This is a genomic window from Streptomyces sp. NPDC028711 (assembly GCF_055565415.1).
The window spans coordinates 696378-717113 of record NZ_JBVHUJ010000004.1 but is presented as its reverse complement, the minus strand read 5'-3'; the positions used below and the strand labels follow the sequence as shown (position 1 = coordinate 717113).

Sequence of the window (20736 nt, the reverse complement as noted above, 5' to 3'; positions counted from 1 at the left end):
GGCTGATAGTCTTGGCCGCTGGTCGGGAGTCCCGAACTCCTGACTACTCGTCACACGTCATCCCTCACGAGGGACCGGCCGGAGGAGGTGGGGCTGCGATGGACCGAAGTCGGTCGGGCAGTACCAGCCGCTCTTCCGCCCCGCACCCGAGCCCGGTGCGTACGACTCTCCGGTGATTCCGGCCCGTACCTCTCCGTACGGACTCCGCTCCCCGGCATCTCGCACGACGGAAGAGCATCTCGCCTTTGCCTGTCTGTAGCGAACGCCGTCACCGCGATCCCTCGGTGCCGCCCGCTTTGTGGACGACCTGACTCCCCGTCCCCATTCCGGGCTGTGCCACGCTCGCCGACGGCCTCTCCGTGAAGGAGCACGCCCATGTCGATGATCCGTGACCTGCGCGCAGCCGTCCGTCCGAGCCTGCGGCACCCCCTGCGCAAGACCCCCACCACGTACACCTCGTACGACCCCACCCGTGACCACTCGGCCTCAAGCGCCGTGGTCGACTGCGCGGTCTACCGCGACGGGCGCCGTGTCGACGACAGCGAGTGCCTCACCCCTCGGGGCGCGATGCGCCAGGTGAGCGAGAGCGGCGGCTTCACCTGGATCGGTCTGCACGAGCCGACGGAGGCCGAATTCGCCGGTATCGCCGCCGAGTTCGGGCTGCACCCGCTGGCCGTCGAGGACGCCGTCCACGCCCACCAGCGGCCCAAGCTGGAGCGGTACGACGACACCCTCTTCACCGTCTTCAAGACCATCCACTACGTGGAGCACGCCGAACTCACCGCGACCAGCGAGGTCGTGGAGACCGGCGAGGTCATGTGCTTCACCGGCCCCGACTTCGTCATCACCGTCCGGCACGGCGGCCAGGGCTCCCTGCGCAACCTCCGGCACCGCCTCCAGGGCGAGCCCGAGCTGCTCGCCAAGGGCCCCTCGGCCGTGCTGCACGCCATCGCCGACCATGTCGTCGACGGCTACATCGCGGTCGCCGACGCCGTCGAACTCGACATCGACCAGCTGGAGATCGACGTCTTCTCGCCGGCCGCGAAGGGCGCCACGCGGGGTACGGACACCGGCCGGATCTACCAGCTCAAGCGCGAGGTGCTGGAGTTCAAGCGGGCCGTCACGCCGCTGCTCCGCCCGATGCAGCTGCTCAGCGAGCGGCCGATGCGGCTGGTCGACCCCGACATCCAGAAGTACTTCCGTGACGTCGCCGACCACCTCGCCCGCGTCCAGGAGCAGGTCGTCGGCTTCGACGAGCTCCTGAACTCGATCCTCCAGGCCAATCTGGCGCAGGCGACCGTCGCGCAGAACGAGGACATGCGCAAGATCACCTCGTGGGCGGCGATCGTCGCCGTCCCCACGGCGGTCTGCGGCGTCTACGGCATGAACTTCGACCACATGCCGGAGCTGCACTGGAAGTACGGCTACCCGATGGTGCTGACCGGCATCGTGGCCATCTGCTTCACCATCCACCGCACCCTGAAGCGCAACGGCTGGCTTTAGGGCGGGTCCGGCGGATCAGGGCCGGATAGGGCGCGGCGTCTGGTGCGGTACATCGCAAGGCGCCGGAGCGCCTTAATAGCGGAGCTATTCAGGCGTTTCGGCAACGCGGCGAGGTGCCGTGCCAGGCGTCGCGACCCCGGCCATGATCCGCCGGACCCGCCCTCGACGTGCCGTTAGGCTTCGGGCCATGACCGAAGAGCTCTTCCTCGTCGAGGAGGCCACCAAGAAGTCCGGCCTCGTCTGGGTGCGCGGCACCGGCCCCGTCCGCGCGCTCTGGCACGTCTGGCACGACGGCGCCGCGCTCGTCGTCGGCGACGGCCCCGGCGAGCAGCCGCTGCCCGGTCTGCTCGACGGCGGTACGGCCGAGGTGACGGTCCGCAGCAAGGACAAGGGCGGCCGGCTCGTGGCGTGGACGGCCGCCGTACGGGAACTCTCCGCCGGAACCGAGGAGTGGGACGCGGCGGTCGCCGAGCTCAAGGGCAAGCGGCTCAACGCGCCCGACGGCGAGGCCATGACGGGCCGCTGGGCGCGCGAGTGCCGGGTGCTGCGGCTCGACCCGCGCGCGGTGACCACGGAGCTGCCGGACGGCTCCCTGGCGGCCGTACCGCCGCCCTCGGGGGCCACGACCCGCGACCCGGTCCCGGCCGGTCTCCCGAGACTGCTCCTCAAGCTCCGTCGGCGGTAGTCGGTCCCGGCGGCGAGCGGTCTTTCCCGGACCGGTGCCCGGGCGCCGCCGGCGGTCGTACGTCCGGGGCTAGGTCCGGGGCAGCTGCTTGCCGTAGTCGAGGGTCTCCTCCTTCGACGGCGGGGCGAGCGGGAAGTCCTTGTTCCACTCGGAGAGCACCACGACCCCCGCTCCCCCGCCCCGCGCGAACTGCAGCGGGTACGGGGAGCCCTCGAGGGCCACGTCGAGGGTGCCGCCCTCGCCGCCCTCGCCGCCCTTGACCTTGACCGTTCGGACCCCGCCGATCCGGTCCCGGTCTCCCTTGACCTTGTCGCCGTGCAGGCCGATCAGCCCGTCGAGGAGCAGACCCATGTCGGTGAAGCCGCGCAGCTGCTTGTACGAGGGGTCGCCCTGCGGCACCTTCACGTACATGTCGTCCAGCTTGTCGGCGGCCTCCGCGTCCGCCTCCGTCGGCCCGCCGCCGTCCTCGGTGTCGTGCGCCCAGAAGCCCGCGTCGGCCTTCAGATAGAGCGCGTCGCCGACCCGCAGCAGCTCGAAGGTGCTGTTCTTCGTCGTCACGGAACCGGTGGCGCCGTCCTGCTTGAGGCGCATGTTCAGCTTGAAGGTGTCGCCCTTGCTGACCAGGGTCCCGGAGAGCCGTACGGCCTTCGCCGTGTCCGCGGCCGACCGCGCCTTGCCCTCGATCTCGGGCGCGGAGAGCTTGCCGACCCCGTTGGTCCCCTCGTCCGGGTCGGCCGCGCAGGCCGAGAGTCCCACCGTCAGTGCGGCGCAGAGCGCCAGGGGCGTGGCAGCCCCGCGGATACGCGATGACGGGGTACGGACGGTCATCTGCGCGCCTCTCGTGTCGTGGGGGTGGGCGACGGGCCGTGGGCCCGTACCGAGTGCCGGGCCGGGGAGACTACCGCGCTTCCGGCCCGGCGGAAGCGCCGGGTCCGGTGTCGGAGCCGAGGTGGGGGGAACGGCAGACCGCAGCGTACCCGGGCCGGGTGACGGACCCGGCGGCAGCCGTACGGAGGCGCTGCCGGGGCGGGGCGGAACGGCACGGGCTAGCCTGAACCCGGCAGAGCTCCGCAGGGATCTGCGCCGATCTGCAGTGATTCGAATCGTGCGGCACCGAGGAGGCGCGTGGCATGGCGGCAGGCGCCCCCCGGATCTTCGTCTCCCACCTCGCGGGGGTCCCCGTCTTCGACCCCGTCGGCGACCAGGTCGGCCGGGTCAGCGACCTGGTGGCCATGCTCCGGGTCGGGCGCAGGCCGCCGCGGCTGCTCGGCATGGTCGTGGAGGTCCTCAGCCGCCGCCGGGTGTTCGTCCCCATGACCCGGATCACCGGCGTCCAGTCCGGGCAGGTCATCACCACCGGCGTGGTCAACATGCGCCGCTTCGAGCAGCGCCCGACCGAGCGGCTCGTCCTCGGCGAGCTCCTCGACCGGCGGGTGACGCTGGTGGAGACGGGCGAGGAGGTCAGCGTCCTCGACGTCGCCATCCAGCAGCTGCCCGCCCGCCGCGACTGGGAGATCGACAAGGTCTTCGTGCGGCGCGGCAAGGGCGGGGCGCTGCGCCGCAAGGGTGAGACGCTGACCGTCGAGTGGTCGGCCGTCACCGGTTTCTCCCTGGAGGAGCACGGGCAGGGCGCCGAGAGCCTCGTCGCCACCTTCGAGCGGCTGCGTCCCGCCGACGTCGCCAACGCGCTGCACCACCTCTCCCCCAAACGGCGCGCGGAGGTGGCCGCCGCGCTCGACGACGACCGGCTCGCCGACGTCCTCGAAGAGCTTCCGGAGGACGACCAGATCGAGATCCTCGGCAAGCTGAAGGAGGAGCGCGCGGCCGACGTCCTGGAGGCGATGGACCCCGACGACGCGGCCGACCTGCTGTCCGAGCTGCCCGAGGAGGACAAGGAACGGCTCCTCACCCTGATGCAGCCGGACGACGCGGCCGACGTGCGCCGGCTCCTCGCGTACGAGGAGCGCACGGCGGGCGGTCTGATGACGACCGAGCCGATCGTGCTGCGGCCGGACGCGACGGTCGCGGACGCGCTCGCCCGGGTCCGGCAGCAGGACCTGTCCCCGGCGCTCGCCGCGCAGGTGTACGTGTGCCGGCCGCCGGACGAGACGCCGACGGGCAAGTACCTGGGCACGGTCCATTTCCAGCGGCTGCTGCGCGATCCGCCGTTCACGCTGGTCAGCTCGCTCGTGGACAGCGATCTGCCGCCGCTGGGCCCGGACACCCCGCTGCCCGCGGTCACCAGCTATCTCGCCGCGTACAACATGGTCGCGGCGCCCGTGGTGGACGAGGGCGGTTCGCTGCTCGGCGCGGTCACCGTCGACGACGTACTGGACCACCTGCTGCCGGAGGACTGGCGCGAGACCGAGTTCCACGAGGAGGGGGCCGGACATGGCCGCTGAGCGTACGCAGGACCGGGAGCGCGAGCGGGACAGGGAGCGGGACCGGCCGGGCCCCCGCATCCGGCTCGACCTGCCGCGCGAACGGCGGGCGAGACTCCTCCCGGAGTACGACCCCGAGGCCTTCGGGCGGCTCTCGGAGCGGATCGCCCGGTTCCTGGGGACGGGCCGGTTCCTCGTCTGGATGACCCTGACGATCATCGTCTGGGTCGCGTGGAACATCTTCGCGCCCGGAGCGCTGAAGTTCGACGAGTACCCGTTCATCTTCCTGACGCTCGCGCTGTCCCTCCAGGCCTCGTACGCGGCGCCGCTGATCCTGCTCGCCCAGAACCGGCAGGACGACCGGGACCGGGTCAATCTGGAGCAGGACCGGAAGCAGAACGAGCGGTCGATCGCCGACACCGAGTACCTGACGCGGGAGATCGCGGCGCTCCGGATGGGCCTCGGCGAGGTCGCCACGCGCGACTGGATCCGCTCGGAGCTCCAGGACCTCATCAAGGACCTGGAGGAGCAGCGCGATCTATTCCCGTCCGGCGACACCCGGCGAAGTGACGTACCCGACCGTTGACAGGGCTTTCATGGCCCGGTGGTCGGCGCCGTACCATCGTCGGTATGGCTATGGAAGACGCGGTGCTCGCAGCACTGGCGACGGTGAACGACCCCGAGATCAACAAACCGATCACTGAGCTCGGCATGGTCAAGTCGGTGGAGATCGAACCGGACGGCAAGGTCGCCGTCACGGTCTACCTGACCGTCTCCGGGTGCCCGATGCGGGACACCATCACGCAGCGCGTGACCGACGCCGTCGCCGGTGTCGAGGGCGTCACCGGCGTCGACGTCACGCTGGACGTGATGAGCGACGAGCAGCGCAAGGAGCTGGCGGCGGCGCTGCGCGGCACGAGCGCCGAGCGCGAGGTGCCGTTCGCGAAACCCGGCTCGCTGACCAGGGTGTACGCGGTGGCGTCCGGCAAGGGCGGTGTCGGCAAGTCCTCCGTGACCGTGAACCTGGCCGCGGCGATGGCCGCCGACGGCCTGAAGGTCGGTGTCGTCGACGCCGACATCTACGGGCACAGCGTGCCGCGGATGCTGGGCGCGGACGGGCGTCCGACCCAGGTCGAGAACATGATCATGCCGCCGTCGGCGCACGGCGTGAAGGTGATCTCCATCGGCATGTTCACCCCGGGCAACGCGCCGGTCGTGTGGCGCGGCCCGATGCTGCACCGGGCGCTCCAGCAGTTCCTCGCGGACGTGTACTGGGGCGACCTGGACGTCCTCCTGCTCGACCTGCCCCCGGGCACCGGCGACATCGCGATCTCCGTCGCCCAGCTCGTCCCCAACGCGGAGATCCTGGTCGTCACCACCCCGCAGCAGGCGGCCGCCGAGGTCGCCGAGCGGGCCGGCTCGATCGCCGTCCAGACGCACCAGAAGATCGTCGGCGTCGTGGAGAACATGGCGGGCCTGCCGTGCCCGCACTGCGACGAGATGGTCGACGTGTTCGGCACGGGCGGCGGCCAGCGGGTCGCGGACGGGCTGACGCGGACGACGGGCGCGACGGTCCCGGTCCTCGGCTCGATCCCGATCGACGTACGGCTCCGCGAGGGCGGCGACGAGGGCAAGCCGGTCGTCCTCTCCGACCCGGACTCCCCGGCGGGCGCGGCGCTCCGCGCCATCGCCGGCAAGCTGGGCGGCCGCCAGCGCGGCCTCTCGGGCATGAGCCTGGGCATCACCCCGCGCAACAAGTTCTGAGGCAGGGAAAAGGGCGCCCCCGAGGGGGCGCCCTTCGCCATGTCTACGCGTACGTCCTGTCTACGCGTACGCGTCGAGGTCCTTGATCTGCGAGAACCCGAGCCCGTACGCGCTCATCCCCCGCCCGTACGCCCCGATGTGGACGCCCTCCGCGGAGCCCGCGAGGACCCACCCGAACTCCGACTCCCGGTAGTGGAACGGCATCGGAACCCCGTCCACCGGAAGCGACAGCGTCGACCACGGCGGACCGTCGAGGTCGTCGGCGAGCTCGAAGGCCGTCTCGGTCTGCTGGTCCAGCCAGTTGTCCCGCGTCGCGTGGTCGAGCGAGGCGGGCCAGGTGTGGACGAGCAGCCCCGAACCGGCCAGCCAGGCGGCCGAGGAGACGGTGGTGGCGTCGAGGACGCCGGTCCCGTCGCCGGTGCGCCGTACGGGGCTCGCCGCGACCGTCACGACGACCGCGAACCGCTCCTTCTCCGCGGCGCTCGCGTCCGTCTTTATGGTCGGCGTGTCACCGTGCCCGGTCGACCCGTGCTGCACGCTGCCGTCCGCCGCCGTGCCGACCTGCATCAGCCAGCGGGGCCCGGTGAACGCCTCGTCCAGGCCGTACCAGGCGAAGGGCGCGCGCAGATAGCCCTCGGCGGTCCGCCGGGCCGCGGGTACGCCCTCCACCCGACTCGTGGTCTCCATCTCGGCCGCCTCCTCGTTCCGTCAACAGAGGTGAGGATAGCCACCGGGACGCACCGGGACGGTGACAGCCCGTCGTCAGGTCGCGTCGGAGTCGTACGGCGGACGCTCGACAGCGCCCTGATCGTCTCGCTTGTCCTGCTTCTTGAGCAGGTCGGGAGTGGAGCCGTTGACCCCGGCGGGTGCGGCGGCGGGGGCGCTGTCCCGGCCGTGGACCGCGTCGGCGACCTCGTTCATCTCCTTCTTGAGGTCGAAGGTGCCGCGCAGCTCCTTCAACTCCTTGAGGTCCTCGTTCTGGTCCAGCTGCTTCCGCAGGAACGTCTTGGGGTTGAGGTCCTCGAACTCGAAGTCCTTGAAGTCCGGCCCCAGCTCGCTGCGGATGTCCTCCTTCGCGCTGTCCGAGAACTCACGGACCTTCCGGATGAAGCGCGAGACGTCCTGGATGACCTTCGGGAGCTTGTCCGGCCCGAAGACGAGCACGGCGAGGACCACGAGCGCCACCAGCTCGAGTGCGCCTATGTCGCTGAACACGTAGTAGCTCCTTCATGCCGGTCAAGGGCCCGGTCCACGGTACCCGCCCGAACCGCCGGACGGGTACCTCTCGATGTCGGCCACATGACGCTCAGGTGCCCTGCGAGGAGCCGAGCGTCAGCGTCTTCGTCAGCTCTTTGCCACCACGGGTCAGGGTGAGCTCGAGCCGGTCGCCGGGACGGTGGGCGCGGATCTTCACGATCAGCTCCTCGCCGTTGTGCACCCGCTGGCCGTCGACCTTGGTGATGACGTCGCCGGGCCGGAGCCCCGCCTTGGCCGCGGGGCCGCCGGGCGTGACGGAGGCGGAGCCGTCCTTGCCCTTCTCGCCGACGCGGGCGCCGTCGCCGTTGAACTGCATGTCGAGGCTCACACCGATGACCGGGTGGGTGGCCTTGCCGGTGTTGATGAGCTCCTCGGCGACGCGCTTGCCCTGGTTGATCGGTATGGCGAAGCCGAGGCCGATCGAGCCGGGCTGGGAGGCGCTGCCGCCGTCGCCCTCGCCGGAGCCGCCGCCGGCGGCGCGGATCGCGCTGTTGATGCCGATGACCCGGGCCTTGGAGTCGAGGAGCGGGCCGCCGGAGTTGCCGGGGTTGATGGGCGCGTCGGTCTGGAGCGCGTCGACGTAGCTGATGTCGCTGCCGTCGCCCTTCTCGCCGCCGGCGGTGATCGGGCGCTCCTTGGCGCTGATGATCCCGGAGGTGACCGTGTTGGAGAGGTCGAAGGGGGCGCCGATGGCGACGACGGGGTCGCCGACGCGGACGTTGTCGGAGTTGCCGAGCGGCAGCGGCTTGAGGCCCGAGACGCCGGTGACCTGGACGACGGCCAGGTCGTAGCCGGTGTCCTTGCCGACGACCTTGGCGCGGGCGGTCTCGCCGCTGGAGAAGGTCACCGAGATGTCCTCGGAGGACTCGGCCGCGTCGACGACGTGGTTGTTGGTGAGGATGTGGCCCTTGGTGTCGAGGACGAAGCCGGTGCCGGTGCCGGACGAACCGCCGCCCCTGACATGCAGGGTGACGACGCCGGGCAGGGCGCTGGCCGCGATCCCGGCGACGCTGTCGGGGGCACGGCCGGTGTCCCCGGCGTCCGCCTGCGGCAGTTCGACGGTGGTGAGCCCGCCGTTCCGCTCGACGTACGCGCCGATCCCGCCGCCGATGACGCCGGTGACGAGCGCGAAGACGAGCGCCCCCACGACGGCGAGCCCCTTGCGGGACTTCTTGACCGGCGCGGGCGGCAGTACGGGCCCGCCGGCCCCCCAGGGGTCGTACTGCACCCAGGGCGCACCGGCCTGCGGGTGCGGCTGGGGGTGCGGCTGGGGCTGGGGGTGGGCCTGAGGCGGTACGGGGGGCATGTGGGCCCCCGGCGGCGGTACGGGCGCCGACGGGCGCTGTACGGGCGGTGCGGGCGCCCAGGGGCCCGGCTCCCCGTAGGGCGGCGTCCGGTACTCGTCGGGCGCGTGCAGGGGCGCGGGCGCGGGTGCCACGGGGGCGTCGGGCAGAGGAGCGTCGGCCACCGGAAGGTCCTGGGGAGAGTGGTCCGTCGGAGAGAGGTCCGCCGGGGCGTCGACGGCCGGGGCGGGGGGCTCGCTCTTGGTCAGGAGAACGACGGGCGCGGCCCCGGGCGCGTCAGCGGCGGCGACCTCGGATGCCACCGCCGTGTCCGCCGTATCCGTCACCTCGGAACGGTCCGTCACCTCCGCCACGGCGGGGGCGTCCGGCGTTCCGGCGGCACCCCCGGCCGGTGGCTGCGGCGCGGGCAGGGGAAAGTCACCGTCGTCGGCCGTGTCCCCGGTCGGAGGCGGCGAGGGTATCCGCGCCGCCTCCGGTGTGCTCGAAGGCCGGCTCCACCAGTTCGGCTTCCCGTTGTTCATGCTCTCCCCGCACCCCGCAGACCCGTCCGCGCCCCTGGGTCGGGCGCCCGTGTCCCTGGATTCAACCAGGTCGCGGGTCAGCGGTGGGAGCCGAGCGGTCTGGTCGTCGGACTGGGCGCCGGGCTCGGCCCGGGGGCGAAGGCCAGCTGGAGGGCCGGACCCGTCGGTCGTATGAACGGCGACAGGGCGAGGAGCGACTGCGGGGCGGGGTTCTGGAGCCGCACCGCCGACAGCGGCGCGGCGGCGGAGCGCACCGCGTCCGGCGGGACCGCGCCGGCGGGAACCGTGCCCGCCGGGAGCGTGCCCGTGTTCCCCGCGGCCAGGGGCGCGTGCGGCGCCACCGGCCCGTGCGGCACCGCCGGGGCCACCGACGACAGCGGGGCGGCCGGATCCGTCGGCCCCGCGTCGACCGACTGGGCGCCGCGCTCGCCGGAGCGCGTGCCCCGGGTCACGGCGGTGCCGCCGCCGGTGCCCGTGGCGGCGGCGCGCAGCGGGGTGACGGCGCTGCCCGTGCCCTGGCCGCCCCGCCCGCTCGCGTTCACCGAGGCTTCGAGGGGCAGGGTGCCGCCGAGGGCGATCGCCGCGAACGAGACGGCGCTGGCCGCCGCGAAGGCGAAGCGCCGCCCGCGCCAGGAGGATCCGGAGGCGCGGTCGCCGACGTCGTGGATGCGGAAACCGGTGTGCGGGGGGTGCGGGGTGACGACCGCCGCCGTGGCGAAGCCGTCGGACTTCACCCCGCCGGAGCCGAGGAACTGCTCCAGGGGCCCTCTCGGGCCTCCGGGCGCTCCCGGTTCGCCGGGGCCTCCGGGGAGGCCCTGGAGCCGGGCGAGGAAGCCCTCGGAGGGCGGCGGGGGCGCGGCGGACGCGAAGACGCTCTTCAGGGTGCGCTGCGCGTCGGCCTCGGCCTTGCAGCGGGCGCAGGTCGCGAGGTGGGCGAGGACCCGCTCGCGGGCGTCATGGCCGAGTTCGCCGTCGACGAGCGCGGCCAGCCGGTCCCCGAGGTGGTGTTCCGCGGGGGTCGGTGACGAGGGACGTGTGCCGCTCACGCTGTCCCTGCCTCCCATCCGACGGAGGCCAGGGCACGCTCCGCCCGTGCCTCGGGCGAGCGGTGCTTGAGCGCCTTGCGGAGGTGGGAGCGCCCGCGGTGGATCCGGCTGCGGACGGTGCCGAGCTTCACGCCGAGGGTCGCGGCGATCTCCTCGTACGACAGGCCTTCGATGTCGCAGAGGACGACCGCGGCACGGAACTCGGGCGCGAGGGTGTCGAGGGCCTGCTGCACGTCGGCGTCGAAGTGCGTGTCGTTGAAGACCTGCTGCGGCGAGGGCTCGCGGCTGGGCAGTCGCTCGGCGGCGTCGTCGGCGAGCGCGTCGAAGCGGATGCGCTGCTTGCGGCGGACCATGTCGAGGAAGAGGTTGGTGGTGATGCGGTGGAGCCAGCCCTCGAAGGTGCCCGGCGTGTACGTCGACAGCGAGCGGAAGACGCGGACGAAGACCTCCTGCGTCAGGTCCTCGGCGTCGTGCTGATTGCCCGTGAGGCGGTAGGCGAGGCGATAGACCCGGCCACTGTGCGTGCTGACGATCTCCTCCCAGGTGGGCGGAGTCCACGCCTGCGATTCCGCATCCGATGCGAAGGTCGCGGTGGTGGGAGCGGAGTCGGTGGAGCGGAATCGGTCAGCGGTCTCGGTCACGGATTTCGGCTCACCCGCCGACCTGAGAAGACGCCGAAGCACTCCTCCCCGATCCACAGGCGCAGCCGCACCTCCCCTGTCGGCTCTGGTGGTGTCCAGTGGAGCCCCTACCATAGCCACCCCGCCCGTTAGCTCCGGATAAGAATCTTTACGCGAATTTGGAACCCGGTCGCCCGGCTGTCCCCTGTCGCGTCCCACCCCTGGTGAACGCACGGTCCCATCAGCGGGTTCCCGCTGACAGCGGATACAGTCACCGTTGCGTCAACTACGGGGACAGGAGAGGGCCATTACCGCCAACCGGCAGACGAGCTGGTCGTTCGCCGACGCCTTTGTCGCCGAGGACGATGCTCTGCGCTGGGCCCGGGAGCGGGCCCAGGAGGCACGGCTGCCCTCGGTGTCGCCGGGCACCGGTGGTGCGCTGCGCCTGCTCGCCGCGACGGCGGACGCCAAGGCGGTGGCCGAGATCGGGACCGGCACGGGCGTGTCGGGCATCTATCTGCTGCTCGGGATGCGGCCGGACGGCGTCCTGACGACGGTGGACCTCCAGCCGGAGCGCCAGCAGCTCGCGAAGACGGCGTTCCGCGCGGCCGGCTTCGCCGGGAACCGGGCCCGTTTCATCCCGGGCCGCGCCCTCGACGTCCTGCCGCGCCTCGCGGACGGCGGGTACGACCTCGTGTTCTGCGACGGCGACCGGCTCGAGTACCTGGACTACCTCGCTGAATCGTTGCGCCTGCTCCGGCCTGGGGGTCTCGTCTGCTTCGAGGGTGTCTTCGCGGACGGCCGCACGGTCGACTCGGGCGCGCAGCCGGCGGAGGTCCAGCGGGTCCGTGAACTGCTGCGCGCGGTGCGCGAGAGCCAGGAGCTCGTCCCCTCCCTGCTGCCGGTGGGCGACGGCCTGCTCTGCGCGGTACGCCGGGGCTGAGGCGCCCGGCGCCCCCTGGCACGCGCACGCGTCATCCGTACGAGACACCCGCACGACGAGATCGACCCTCTCCCGCGCCCCGACGCACCGCTGCCCCGGTACGGGCGGGCCGTACCGGGGCAGCGGTGGGGAATCGTGGAGAAGAGGGTCAGCCGACGACCTGCTTCAGAGCGTCGCCCAGTGCCTGGGCCTCGTCCGGGGTCAGCTCGACGACAAGCCGACCGCCGCCTTCGAGCGGAACGCGCATGACGATGCCCCGCCCCTCCTTGGTCACCTCGAGCGGGCCGTCACCCGTCCGCGGCTTCATGGCCGCCATGCTTGTTCCCCTTCCTGAAACCAGCTCTTTGTCAGCCGGGCAGCTCCATGATGTGGAGCACGCTTCACCGGCTTCGAACACATTGCTTCCAGGTCATTATCCCGCATGGCAGGACCCGATGACCAACATCGAATGGCATCGCTTGCGCAACGCGCTCTCGCAAAACCCCACATTTCGGCGATCGGCCTGCGATACTTCGCCGCTCGGCGTCCGGTTGAAGCCTCTCGGCCTTTGACGCAGCTCACATGTGCGGTGGGGGTGATCTCCGCCATGCTGGGCTGGTCAACCACGCAAAGAGGCGAAGGGAACCCCATGGCCGACACGGTCCTTTACGAAGTGAGCGACGGACTCGCGACCATCACGCTCAACCGGCCCGAGGCCATGAACGCCATGAACGTGGCGGCGAAGGTCGCGCTCCGGGACGCGGCGGAGACGGCTGCGGCGGACCCCGCCGTACGTGCGGTCCTGCTCACGGCGGCCGGCGAGCGGGCGTTCTGCGTCGGGCAGGACCTGAAGGAGCACGTGGGTCTCCTCATGGCGGACCAGGAGAACGGCACGCGCGCGACCATGAACACGGTCCGCGATCACTACAACCCGATCACCAAGGCGCTCGCGGGGATGCGCAAGCCGGTGGTGGCGGGTGTGAACGGCGTCGCGGCCGGGGCCGGCTTCGGCTTCGCGCTCGCGGCGGACTACCGGGTGGTCGCCGACACGGCCTCGTTCAACACCTCGTTCGCGGGCGTCGCACTGACCGCCGACTCGGGCGTGTCCTGGACGCTGCCCCGGCTGATCGGCGCGAGCCGGGCGTCGGACCTGCTGCTCTTCCCGCGGTCGATCAGCGCCCAGGAGGCGTACGAGCTCGGCATCGTGAACCGTCTGGTCCCGGCCGCCGACCTGGCCGCCGAGGCCGAGAAGGTCGCCCGCACCCTCGCGGAGGGCCCCACCGTGGCGTACGCGGCCCTGAAGGAGTCCCTCGCCTACGGCGCCGACCACTCGCTCGCCGAGGCCCTGGAGAAGGAGGAGGAGCTCCAGACCCTGGCGGGCTCCTCGGAGGACCACACGATCGCGGTCCGCGCCTTCATCGCCAAGGAGAAGCCGAAGTACCTGGGCCGCTAGGGGCCGTCTTCCGGGCAGGCCGGATCGGCTACCTGCCGCCCCGGGCCACGCACTCCTTCAGGTGGTCGTCGACGAGGCCGCAGGCCTGCATCAGGGCGTACGCCGTGGTGGGGCCGATGAAGCGGAGGCCTCGCTTCTTGAGGGCCTTCGAGAGGGCCGTGGACTCGTCCGTGACGGCCGGGACGTCCGCGACCGTGCGCGGGACCGGGCGGCCCGCCGGATCGGGGGCGTACGACCAGATCAGGGTGTCGAGTTCGCCGGGGGACCAGGTGGCGAGCAGCTTCGCGTTGGCGAGGGTCGCGTCGATCTTGGCGCGGTTGCGGATGATTCCCTCGTCGGCGAGGAGCCGCTCGCGGTCCTCGTCCCCGAACTCCGCGACGGAGGCGATCTTGAAGCCGTCGAAGGCCTGCCGGAAGCCCTCGCGGCGGCGCAGGATCGTGATCCAGGAGAGGCCCGACTGGAAGGCCTCGAGGCAGAGCCGCTCGAAGAGGGCGTCGTCGCCGTGGACCGGGCGGCCCCACTCCTCGTCGTGGTACGCCACGTAGTCCTCGGTCGACAGGCCCCAGGGGCAGCGCAGCCGGCCGTCGGGTCCCGGGACCGCCTCACCGGGCGTCATGACCGGTCGTCCTCTCCGTGGCCCTCGGTGGCCGCTCCCGCGAGCGCGTCCTCGAGGTCGGCGATCCGGGCGTCCCGCTCGGCGAGTTCGGCGCCGAGGCGGACGAGGACGTCGTCGACGTCCGCCATCCGGTAGCCGCGGACCGCGACGGGGAGGCGGAGCGCCTCGACGTCGGCGCGGTCGACCGGGCGGGCCGTCGGCAGCGGGTCGACGAGCTGCTCGGGCGCCACCTCGGGCAGCACCTCGCTGTCGCCGCCGCCGACCACGGCCAGGGTCACCGCGGCCACGACCACGACCATCGTGATGAGCAGAAACCAGAACACCTGCGCGCCTCTCCCCGGAGTGGAAATCGTCCCGTGCCGATCGTGCCATGCGCCACCGACAGTTAGGGTCGCAGGCGAACGTACGCGAGGGAGGACAAAAGGGATGCTGCGCTTGGGACGGCGTGAATTCGGGCCGCACGAGCCGGTGATCATGGCGATCGTGAACCGGACCCCTGACTCCTTCTACGACCAGGGCGCCACCTTCCGGGACGAACCGGCGCTCGCCCGGGTCGAGCAGGCCGTGGCCGAGGGCGCGGCGATCATCGACATCGGCGGGGTCAAGGCGGGCCCCGGCGAGGAGGTGACGGCCGAGGAGGAGGCGCGGCGCACGGTCGGTTTCGTCGCTGAGGTCCGCAGGCGTCACCCCGACGTGGTCATCAGCGTGGACACCTGGCGGGCGGACGTCGGCGCGGCGGTCTGCGAGGCCGGGGCGGACGTCCTCAACGACGCGTGGGGCGGGGTCGACCCGGGTCTCGCCGTGGTGGCCGCGAAGTACGGGGCCGGGCTCGTGTGCACGCACGCGGGTGGCGCCGAACCGCGGACCCGGCCGCACCGGATCGCGTACGAGGACGTGATGGCCGACATCCTGCGCGTGACGGTGGGGCTCGCGGAGCGTGCGGTGGCCCTGGGCGTGCGCCGGGACGCGGTCATGATCGACCCGGGCCATGACTTCGGGAAGAACACCCGGCACAGTCTGGAGGCCACCCGGCGGCTCGGGGAGATGACGGAGACGGGGTGGCCGGTGCTCGTGTCCCTGTCGAACAAGGACTTCGTCGGGGAGACGCTGGACCGGCCGGTGAAGGAGCGGGTGCTCGGGACGCTGGCGACCACGGCGGTCTCGGCCTGGCTGGGCGCGCGGGTGTATCGCGTGCACGAGGTGGCGGAGACGCGGCAGGTCCTCGACATGGTGGCGTCCATCGCCGGACACCGGCCGCCGGCCGTCGCGCGGCGCGGGCTGGCGTAGGGCGACGGAAGGGGGCGCCGCGCGGCGGCGCCCCCGGCGGACCTACTTGCCCGTCTCCTTCGTCACCAGCGTGACCGCCTCCTCCACGTCGTCCGTGACGTGGAAGAGCAGCAGGTCGCGCTCCGAGGCCTTGCCGCCCGCGACGACCGAGTCACGGAGCCAGTCGACGAGGCCCTTCCAGTACTCCGTGCCGAACAGGACGATCGGGAAGCGCGTGACCTTGCGGGTCTGGACCAGGGTCAGCGCCTCGAAGAGCTCGTCGAGGGTGCCGAGTCCGCCGGGCAGGACGACGAACCCCTGCGCGTACTTCACGAACATCGTCTTCCTGACGAAGAAGTAGCGGAAGTTCACGCCGATGTCGACGTGCGGGTTGAGCCCCTGCTCGAAGGGGAGCTCGATGCCGAGCCCCACCGAGATGCCCTTGGCCTCCCTGGCCCCCTTGTTGGCCGCCTCCATGGCGCCGGGGCCGCCGCCCGTGATGACCGCGAAGCCGGCCTCGACGAGCGCCCGGCCGATCCGTACGCCCGCCTCGTACTCGGGCGAGTCCGGCTTCGTGCGGGCCGAACCGAAGACGCTGATCGCGCTCGGCAGTTCGGCGAGGGCGCCGAAGCCCTCGACGAACTCGGACTGGATGCGCATGACCCGCCACGGGTCGGTGTGCACCCACTCGGAGTCGCCCTCGGTGTCGAGCAGCCGCTGGTCCGTGGTGCCCGGCTGGATCTGGTCCCGCCGCCTGAGCACCGGACCGAGTCGCTGTTCCTCGGGCTTCGCCATTCCCTCGGGAATGCCCATGGCCTGCTCCCTCCGCCGATCGGCGGTCCGTTCCGACCGCCAACTGATCTTCTGGTCCGGTCAGCGTAGGACCACAGAGGTGACGAAACGCGAAATTACGGAAGTCAGGCGGTCAGCCAGTCGCGGAGCCGTGCCTCGCAGTGGTGGATCCGGTCGACGGGAACGTGCTCGTCCCGCTTGTGCGCGTAGATCGGGTCGCCGGGCCCGTAGTTGACGGCGGGCACGCCGAGGGCGCTGAAGCGGGAGACGTCCGTCCAGCCGAACTTGGGCTGGGCGCTGCCGCCGACGGCCTTCATGAAGGCTTCGGCGGCCGGGTGGGAGAGGCCGGGCAGCGCGCCGGGGCTCTCGTCGTCGACGACGAACTCGGCGATGTCGCAGTCGGCGAAGACCTCGCGGACGTGGGCCAGGGCCTCGGCCGGCGAGCGGTCGGGGGCGTACCGGTAGTTGACGGTGACCGTGCAGGCGTCGGGGATGACGTTGGTGGCGACGCCGGCCTGGATCGCCACGGCGTTGAGGCCCTCGTGGTACTCCAGGCCGTCGATGACCGGCTTGCGCGGCTCGTAGGCGGCGAGGCGGGCGAGGATCGGGGCGGCGGTGTGGATGGCGTTGGAGCCCATCCAGGAGCGCGCGGAGTGGGCGCGCTCACCGGCGGTGTGCAGGATGACGCGCAGCGTGCCCTGGCAACCGCCCTCGACCTGGGCGTCGGACGGTTCGAGGAGGACGGCGAAGTCACCTTCCAGCCAGTCGGGGTGCGCGGCGGCGATCTTCCCGAGGCCGTTGAGGTGCGCGGCGACCTCCTCGTTGTCGTAGAAGACGAAGGTGAGGTCGCGGTTGGGCTCGGGGACGGTGGCGGCGATCCGCAGCTGGACGGCGACCCCGGACTTCATGTCGGAGGTGCCGCAGCCCCAGAGGATGCCGTCCTCGTCGAGCCGGGAGGGCACGTTGTCGGCGATCGGCACGGTGTCGATGTGGCCGGCGAGGACGACCCGCTCGCCGCGGCCGAGGCGGGTGCGGGCGACGACGTTGTTGCCGTACCGGTCGACGGTGAGGTGCGGCAGGCCGCGAAGCGCCTGCTCGATGGCGTCCGCGAGCGGCTGCTCGGTCCCGCTGACGGACGGGAAATCGACGAGGGCGGCGGTGAGCGCGGCCCCGTCCTGGGACAGGTCGAGGGGCGTGTCGAGCGGGGTGATGTCAGCCATGTGCCGACCCTAACGCGGCCTCCAGTACGGTGGGCCCCGTGTCCGAGCCCACCCACCCCGCCCGTCGCGGCCGCCTCGCCCGTTCCGCGGCCGCCTTCGCCGTGCTCCTCGGCCTCGCCGCGTACGTGGCCGTGCACCAGACCACGGGGAGCAAGGGCACCCCACGGTGCAGTGTGGGCAGTGGCGAGAACCGGTACGAGTTCACTCCGGAGCAGGCGTCGAACGCGGCCACGATCTCGGCCGTGGGCACCACCCGTGGGCTGCCGGAGCGCGCGGTGACGATCGCGCTCGCGACCGCGCTCCAGGAGTCGGCGCTGCGGAACATCGAGCACGGTGACCGGGACTCGCTCGGTCTGTTCCAGCAGCGGCCGTCGATGGGCTGGGGGACGCCGGAGCAGATCATGGACCCGGTGTACTCGGCGGGGAAGTTCTACGAGGGCCTGGAGAAGGTCCGGGGGTATTCGCGGCTGCCGCTGACGGTGGCGGCGCAGAAGGTGCAGAAGAGCGGTTTCCCGCAGGCGTACGCGAAGCACGAGCCGGACGCCACGCTCCTTTCGGCGGCGCTGACCGGACGGGCGCCGGCGGCGCTCTCCTGTACGGCGAACGAGACGGAGGGCCGGCCGGGCGACCCGGAGCTGGTCCGGGACGAGCTGGTGCGGGCCTTCGGCGAGAAGGCGGCGCCGCGGGCGGTGACGGGCGGTCCGAGCGCGGGCCGGTCGGTGAGCGAGCCGCCGGTGCTCGTGGTGCCGGTACGGGCGTCGGCCGGCGCGGCGCGGGTGGCCGGCGAGGACGAGCGGCGCGGCTGGGAGCTGGCGCAGTGGGCGGTGGCGCGGGCGGACGCGCTGCGCATCACGGAGGTCACGTACGGAGACCGGGTGTGGCGGGCCGGCGAGGCCGCCGGAGGCTGGTCGACGTCCCCGGGCACGTCCGGCGGGAGCGACGAGACGGTCCGGATGCGGCTCGCTCAGTAGCGGAGACGGTCGGGACACGTGCCTTGACCGTCGCGATCGGGCCCCTCAAGGAGTCGCGCACCCGTGCGGTCCTTCACTCGGTCGTGGCCCTGTGCCGGTCCGGGGTCCGAAGAATTCACCACCCTTCCGAGCCGCTTTCCGCACCCTGCGCCCCACCCTCCCCACGGCCTTGCGGGACAAGAGAAGTGACGGTTCGGCAGGGGCCTGCGCAATGACGCGTTCGTCCGTTTTCCTCCCCACCCGACAATACGACGCATTACCAACTCTTTACCTTCGACCTCCGCAACCTCTCCCGCCCCAGGGCCGGTTGTCACTGCGTCCGAACCACACCTCGCACCTCGTCGAAGGAGCACCATGTCCCTCCCCCTGACCCGCCGGATCGCCCGCGCCGCCCTCCTCATCGCGGCCGGAGCAGCCCCCGTGGTCGGTGCGGCCGGCTCCGCGAGCGCCCTGGACCACAACCTCGCGTCGACCGGCGCCCTCGGCAGCGTCACCGCCCTGGACGCCGCCGCCGCGGGCAGCGCCGTCGACAGCGCCTCGCAGACCGCCACCGGCGTCGTCGGCGCCACCGGCGGCCAGGCCGTCGGCACGGCCGTCCCCTCCGCCGGCAAGACCGTCGGCGCCGCGGGCAAGACCGCCACCCCGGTCGCCCAGCAGGTCGCCGGTGACACCACCGGCAGCGCGGGCGAGGTCGTCGGCAAGACCGTCGGCGCCGCGGCCGAGAGCGCCGAGGGCCCGACCGGCGGCGCCCTGGGCGGCGGCCTCGGCAACCTGCCCACCGGCCAGACCCTCGGCGGCCTGCCGATCGGCGGCTGACCCCGCACGGGAACGACGGAGGGCCCGGGGAGCACCTGCTCCCCGGGCCCTCCCCCGTGTCGGAGACGCGCGGTCAGGCGAGACGCTTGACCGCCGCCGCGACACGCTCGTCCGTCGCCGTGAACGCGACCCGCACGAACCGCTCGCCCGCCTCGCCGTAGAAGTCGCCGGGCGCCACCAGGACGCCCTTCTCCGCGAGGTACGCCACCGTCTCCCAGCACGGCTCGTCCCGGGTCGCCCACAGGTACAGGCTCGCCTCGCTGTGCTCGATCCGGAAGCCGTGCGCCTCCAGGGCCGCCCGCAGTGCCGCCCGCCGGGCCGCGTACCGCTCCCGCTGCTCGGTCACGTGCGCGTCGTCGCCGAGCGCCGCGACCGTCGCCGCCTGGACCGGGGCCGCGGTCATCATGCCGCCGTGCTTGCGGATCTGGAGCAGCTCACCGAGCACCGCCGCGTCGCCCGCGACGAACGCGGCCCGGTAGCCGGCCAGGTTGGAGCGCTTGGACAGCGAGTGGACGGCGACGATCCCCTCGTACGAACCGCCGCAGACGTCCGGGTGCAGGACGGAGACCGGGTCGGCCTCCCAGCCGAGCTCCAGGTAGCACTCGTCGGAGAAGACGAGGACGCCGTGCTCGCGCGCCCAGGCCACGATCCGGGTCAGCTCATCCTTGGAGAGGACCTTGCCCGTCGGGTTGGACGGGGAGTTGAGCCAGAGCAGCTTCAGGCCGGACGGGTCGAGCTCCGTCGGGTCGTCGTAGACGACGGGGGTCGCGCCGCAGAGCCGCGCCCCGACCTCGTACGTCGGGTAGGCGAGCCGCGGGTAGGCGACGACGTCACCGGCGCCGAGACCCAGCTGGGTCGGCAGCCAGGCCACGAGCTCCTTGGAGCCCACCACGGGCAGCACGTTCTCGTGGGCGAAGTCCACCGCGCCGAGGCGCCGCTCGCACCAGCCGGTCAGCGCGTCCCGCAGTTCCTTCGTCCCCCACACCGTGGGATAGCCCGGCGAGTCCGCCGCCGCGACCAGGGCCTCCTGGATCAGCGTGGGGACCGGGTCGACCGGCGTGCCGACCGAGAGGTCCACGATTCCGTCCGGGTGCGCCAGGGCCGTCTTCTTGTACGGCTCCAGCTTGTCCCAGGGGAAGACGGGCAGGCGCGAGGAGACTGCGCTCACGGGTGGCTCTCACTTCCTGTACGTACACGGGAGAGGCGTCGGGAAACGCCTCGGTCCCGCACGGCGGCCGACGCCGTGCGGGACCGGATACGACCTGGTGCGGTCGATCAGCCGTTCTGAGGCGGCAGGGCGGCGATGAAGGGGTGGTCACGCTCGATCTCGCCGAGCTTGGAGGCACCACCGGGCGAACCGAGCTCGTCGAAGAACTCGACGTTCGCCTTGTAGTAGTCCTTCCACTCCTCCGGGGTGTCGTCCTCGTAGAAGATCGCCTCGACCGGGCAGACCGGCTCACAGGCCCCGCAGTCGACGCATTCGTCCGGGTGGATGTACAAGGACCGCTTGCCCTCGTAGATGCAGTCGACGGGGCACTCCTCGATGCACGCCTTGTCCTTCACGTCGACACAAGGCTGCGCGATGACGTAGGTCACGCT

General features: G+C 72.2%; 23 protein-coding genes. 10 read left to right on the top strand and 13 right to left on the bottom strand.

Annotation, left to right across the window (positions count from 1 at the left end; genetic code table 11):
* Positions 1–375: 375 nt before the first annotated feature.
* Together ACZ4VK_RS17875 and ACZ4VK_RS17870 are read left to right on the top strand one after the other, a co-directional pair.
* Positions 376–1503, top strand: coding sequence for a magnesium and cobalt transport protein CorA (locus tag ACZ4VK_RS17875; protein ID WP_468353243.1), 1128 nt, complete (start codon positions 376–378; stop codon positions 1501–1503).
* Positions 1504–1690: 187 nt separating this feature from the next.
* Positions 1691–2188, top strand: coding sequence for a hypothetical protein (locus tag ACZ4VK_RS17870; protein WP_468353241.1), 498 nt, complete (start codon positions 1691–1693; stop codon positions 2186–2188).
* 69 nt (positions 2189–2257) lie between these two features.
* Here ACZ4VK_RS17870 and ACZ4VK_RS17865 read toward each other — a convergent pair whose 3' ends face one another.
* Positions 2258–3016 carry a hypothetical protein gene (locus ACZ4VK_RS17865; RefSeq protein ID WP_468353239.1) on the bottom strand — a complete coding sequence of 253 codons (759 nt, stop codon included), beginning with the start codon at positions 3014–3016 and terminating at the stop codon, positions 2258–2260.
* 302 nt (positions 3017–3318) lie between these two features.
* Here ACZ4VK_RS17865 and ACZ4VK_RS17860 point away from each other — a divergent pair, with 302 nt between their 5' ends.
* Genes ACZ4VK_RS17860 through ACZ4VK_RS17850 form a run of 3 tightly spaced genes read left to right on the top strand, consistent with a single transcriptional unit; the run spans position 3319 to position 6333 of the window.
* Complete coding sequence (locus ACZ4VK_RS17860) at positions 3319–4590, top strand: magnesium transporter MgtE N-terminal domain-containing protein (protein WP_468353237.1); 1272 nt, start codon at positions 3319–3321, stop codon at positions 4588–4590.
* The gene (locus ACZ4VK_RS17855) at positions 4580–5155 is read left to right on the top strand and encodes a DUF1003 domain-containing protein (protein WP_468353235.1); all 576 of its coding nucleotides are present in this window, start codon (positions 4580–4582) and stop codon (positions 5153–5155) included. The genes ACZ4VK_RS17860 and ACZ4VK_RS17855 overlap by 11 nt, the downstream gene beginning before the upstream one ends.
* Positions 5156–5199: 44 nt before the next feature.
* On the top strand, positions 5200–6333 hold the full coding sequence (locus ACZ4VK_RS17850) for an Mrp/NBP35 family ATP-binding protein (RefSeq protein WP_468353233.1): 1134 nt from the start codon (positions 5200–5202) through the stop codon (positions 6331–6333).
* A 60-nt stretch (positions 6334–6393) separates the two neighbouring features.
* Here the strand turns inward: ACZ4VK_RS17850 and ACZ4VK_RS17845 are convergent, their stop codons facing one another.
* The 5 genes from ACZ4VK_RS17845 to sigE all read right to left on the bottom strand — a co-directional run bounded on the left by ACZ4VK_RS17845 (position 6394) and on the right by sigE (position 11216).
* Positions 6394–7020: a hypothetical protein gene (locus tag ACZ4VK_RS17845; protein WP_468353231.1), complete on the bottom strand. Its 627-nt coding sequence runs from the start codon at positions 7018–7020 to the stop codon at positions 6394–6396.
* Between the two features lie 75 nt (positions 7021–7095).
* Positions 7096–7548, bottom strand: coding sequence for a sec-independent translocase (locus ACZ4VK_RS17840; protein ID WP_468353229.1), 453 nt, complete (start codon positions 7546–7548; stop codon positions 7096–7098).
* A gap of 91 nt (positions 7549–7639) precedes the next feature.
* Positions 7640–9415, bottom strand: a complete 1776-nt coding sequence (locus tag ACZ4VK_RS17835; protein ID WP_468353227.1) for a S1C family serine protease — start codon at positions 9413–9415, stop codon at positions 7640–7642.
* Between the two features lie 77 nt (positions 9416–9492).
* Positions 9493–10461 carry an anti-sigma factor family protein gene (locus ACZ4VK_RS17830; protein WP_468353225.1) on the bottom strand — a complete coding sequence of 323 codons (969 nt, stop codon included), beginning with the start codon at positions 10459–10461 and terminating at the stop codon, positions 9493–9495.
* Positions 10458–11216, bottom strand: a complete 759-nt coding sequence (gene sigE / locus ACZ4VK_RS17825) for an RNA polymerase sigma factor SigE (protein WP_468353223.1) — start codon at positions 11214–11216, stop codon at positions 10458–10460. Before sigE ends, ACZ4VK_RS17830 begins: the two co-directional genes overlap by 4 nt.
* Before the next feature lie 142 nt (positions 11217–11358).
* On the opposite strand from sigE, the gene ACZ4VK_RS17820 reads away from it, so the two are divergent.
* Complete coding sequence (locus tag ACZ4VK_RS17820) at positions 11359–12024, top strand: O-methyltransferase (protein WP_468353221.1); 666 nt, start codon at positions 11359–11361, stop codon at positions 12022–12024.
* 148 nt (positions 12025–12172) lie between these two features.
* Here the strand turns inward: ACZ4VK_RS17820 and ACZ4VK_RS17815 are convergent, their stop codons facing one another.
* A complete protein-coding gene (locus tag ACZ4VK_RS17815; RefSeq protein WP_073809075.1) occupies positions 12173–12340 on the bottom strand; it encodes a DUF3117 domain-containing protein in 168 nt (55 codons plus the stop codon).
* A gap of 312 nt (positions 12341–12652) precedes the next feature.
* On the opposite strand from ACZ4VK_RS17815, the gene chcB reads away from it, so the two are divergent.
* A complete protein-coding gene (chcB, locus tag ACZ4VK_RS17810; protein WP_468353219.1) occupies positions 12653–13456 on the top strand; it encodes a 2-cyclohexenylcarbonyl CoA isomerase in 804 nt (267 codons plus the stop codon).
* Positions 13457–13484: 28 nt separating this feature from the next.
* On the opposite strand, the gene ACZ4VK_RS17805 is transcribed toward chcB, so the two are convergent.
* Positions 13485–14072, bottom strand: a complete 588-nt coding sequence (locus tag ACZ4VK_RS17805) for a DNA-3-methyladenine glycosylase I (protein WP_468353217.1) — start codon at positions 14070–14072, stop codon at positions 13485–13487.
* Complete coding sequence (locus tag ACZ4VK_RS17800) at positions 14069–14395, bottom strand: hypothetical protein (RefSeq protein ID WP_468353215.1); 327 nt, start codon at positions 14393–14395, stop codon at positions 14069–14071. The genes ACZ4VK_RS17805 and ACZ4VK_RS17800 overlap by 4 nt, the downstream gene beginning before the upstream one ends.
* Before the next feature lie 103 nt (positions 14396–14498).
* Between ACZ4VK_RS17800 and folP the strand changes: the two genes are divergently transcribed.
* Positions 14499–15359: a dihydropteroate synthase gene (gene folP / locus ACZ4VK_RS17795; RefSeq protein ID WP_468353213.1), complete on the top strand. Its 861-nt coding sequence runs from the start codon at positions 14499–14501 to the stop codon at positions 15357–15359.
* Between the two features lie 42 nt (positions 15360–15401).
* On the opposite strand, the gene ACZ4VK_RS17790 is transcribed toward folP, so the two are convergent.
* Positions 15402–16151: an LOG family protein gene (locus tag ACZ4VK_RS17790; RefSeq protein ID WP_389683624.1), complete on the bottom strand. Its 750-nt coding sequence runs from the start codon at positions 16149–16151 to the stop codon at positions 15402–15404.
* 104 nt (positions 16152–16255) lie between these two features.
* Entirely contained in the window at positions 16256–17350 is a 1095-nt protein-coding gene (gene dapE, locus ACZ4VK_RS17785; protein WP_468353211.1) for a succinyl-diaminopimelate desuccinylase, read from the bottom strand.
* A 29-nt stretch (positions 17351–17379) separates the two neighbouring features.
* On the opposite strand from dapE, the gene ACZ4VK_RS17780 reads away from it, so the two are divergent.
* Both ACZ4VK_RS17780 and ACZ4VK_RS17775 read left to right on the top strand, forming a co-directional pair.
* Positions 17380–18321 (top strand): VldE C-terminal domain-containing protein, encoded by a 942-nt coding sequence (locus ACZ4VK_RS17780; RefSeq protein WP_468353209.1) that lies wholly within the window; start codon positions 17380–17382, stop codon positions 18319–18321.
* Between the two features lie 354 nt (positions 18322–18675).
* Positions 18676–19137 (top strand): ATP-binding protein, encoded by a 462-nt coding sequence (locus ACZ4VK_RS17775; protein ID WP_468353207.1) that lies wholly within the window; start codon positions 18676–18678, stop codon positions 19135–19137.
* A 73-nt stretch (positions 19138–19210) separates the two neighbouring features.
* Here ACZ4VK_RS17775 and ACZ4VK_RS17770 read toward each other — a convergent pair whose 3' ends face one another.
* Together ACZ4VK_RS17770 and fdxA are read right to left on the bottom strand one after the other, a co-directional pair.
* A complete protein-coding gene (locus ACZ4VK_RS17770; protein ID WP_468353205.1) occupies positions 19211–20305 on the bottom strand; it encodes a bifunctional succinyldiaminopimelate transaminase/glutamate-prephenate aminotransferase in 1095 nt (364 codons plus the stop codon).
* A gap of 107 nt (positions 20306–20412) precedes the next feature.
* A complete protein-coding gene (gene fdxA, locus ACZ4VK_RS17765; protein ID WP_015035968.1) occupies positions 20413–20733 on the bottom strand; it encodes a ferredoxin in 321 nt (106 codons plus the stop codon).
* Positions 20734–20736 lie beyond the last annotated feature (3 nt).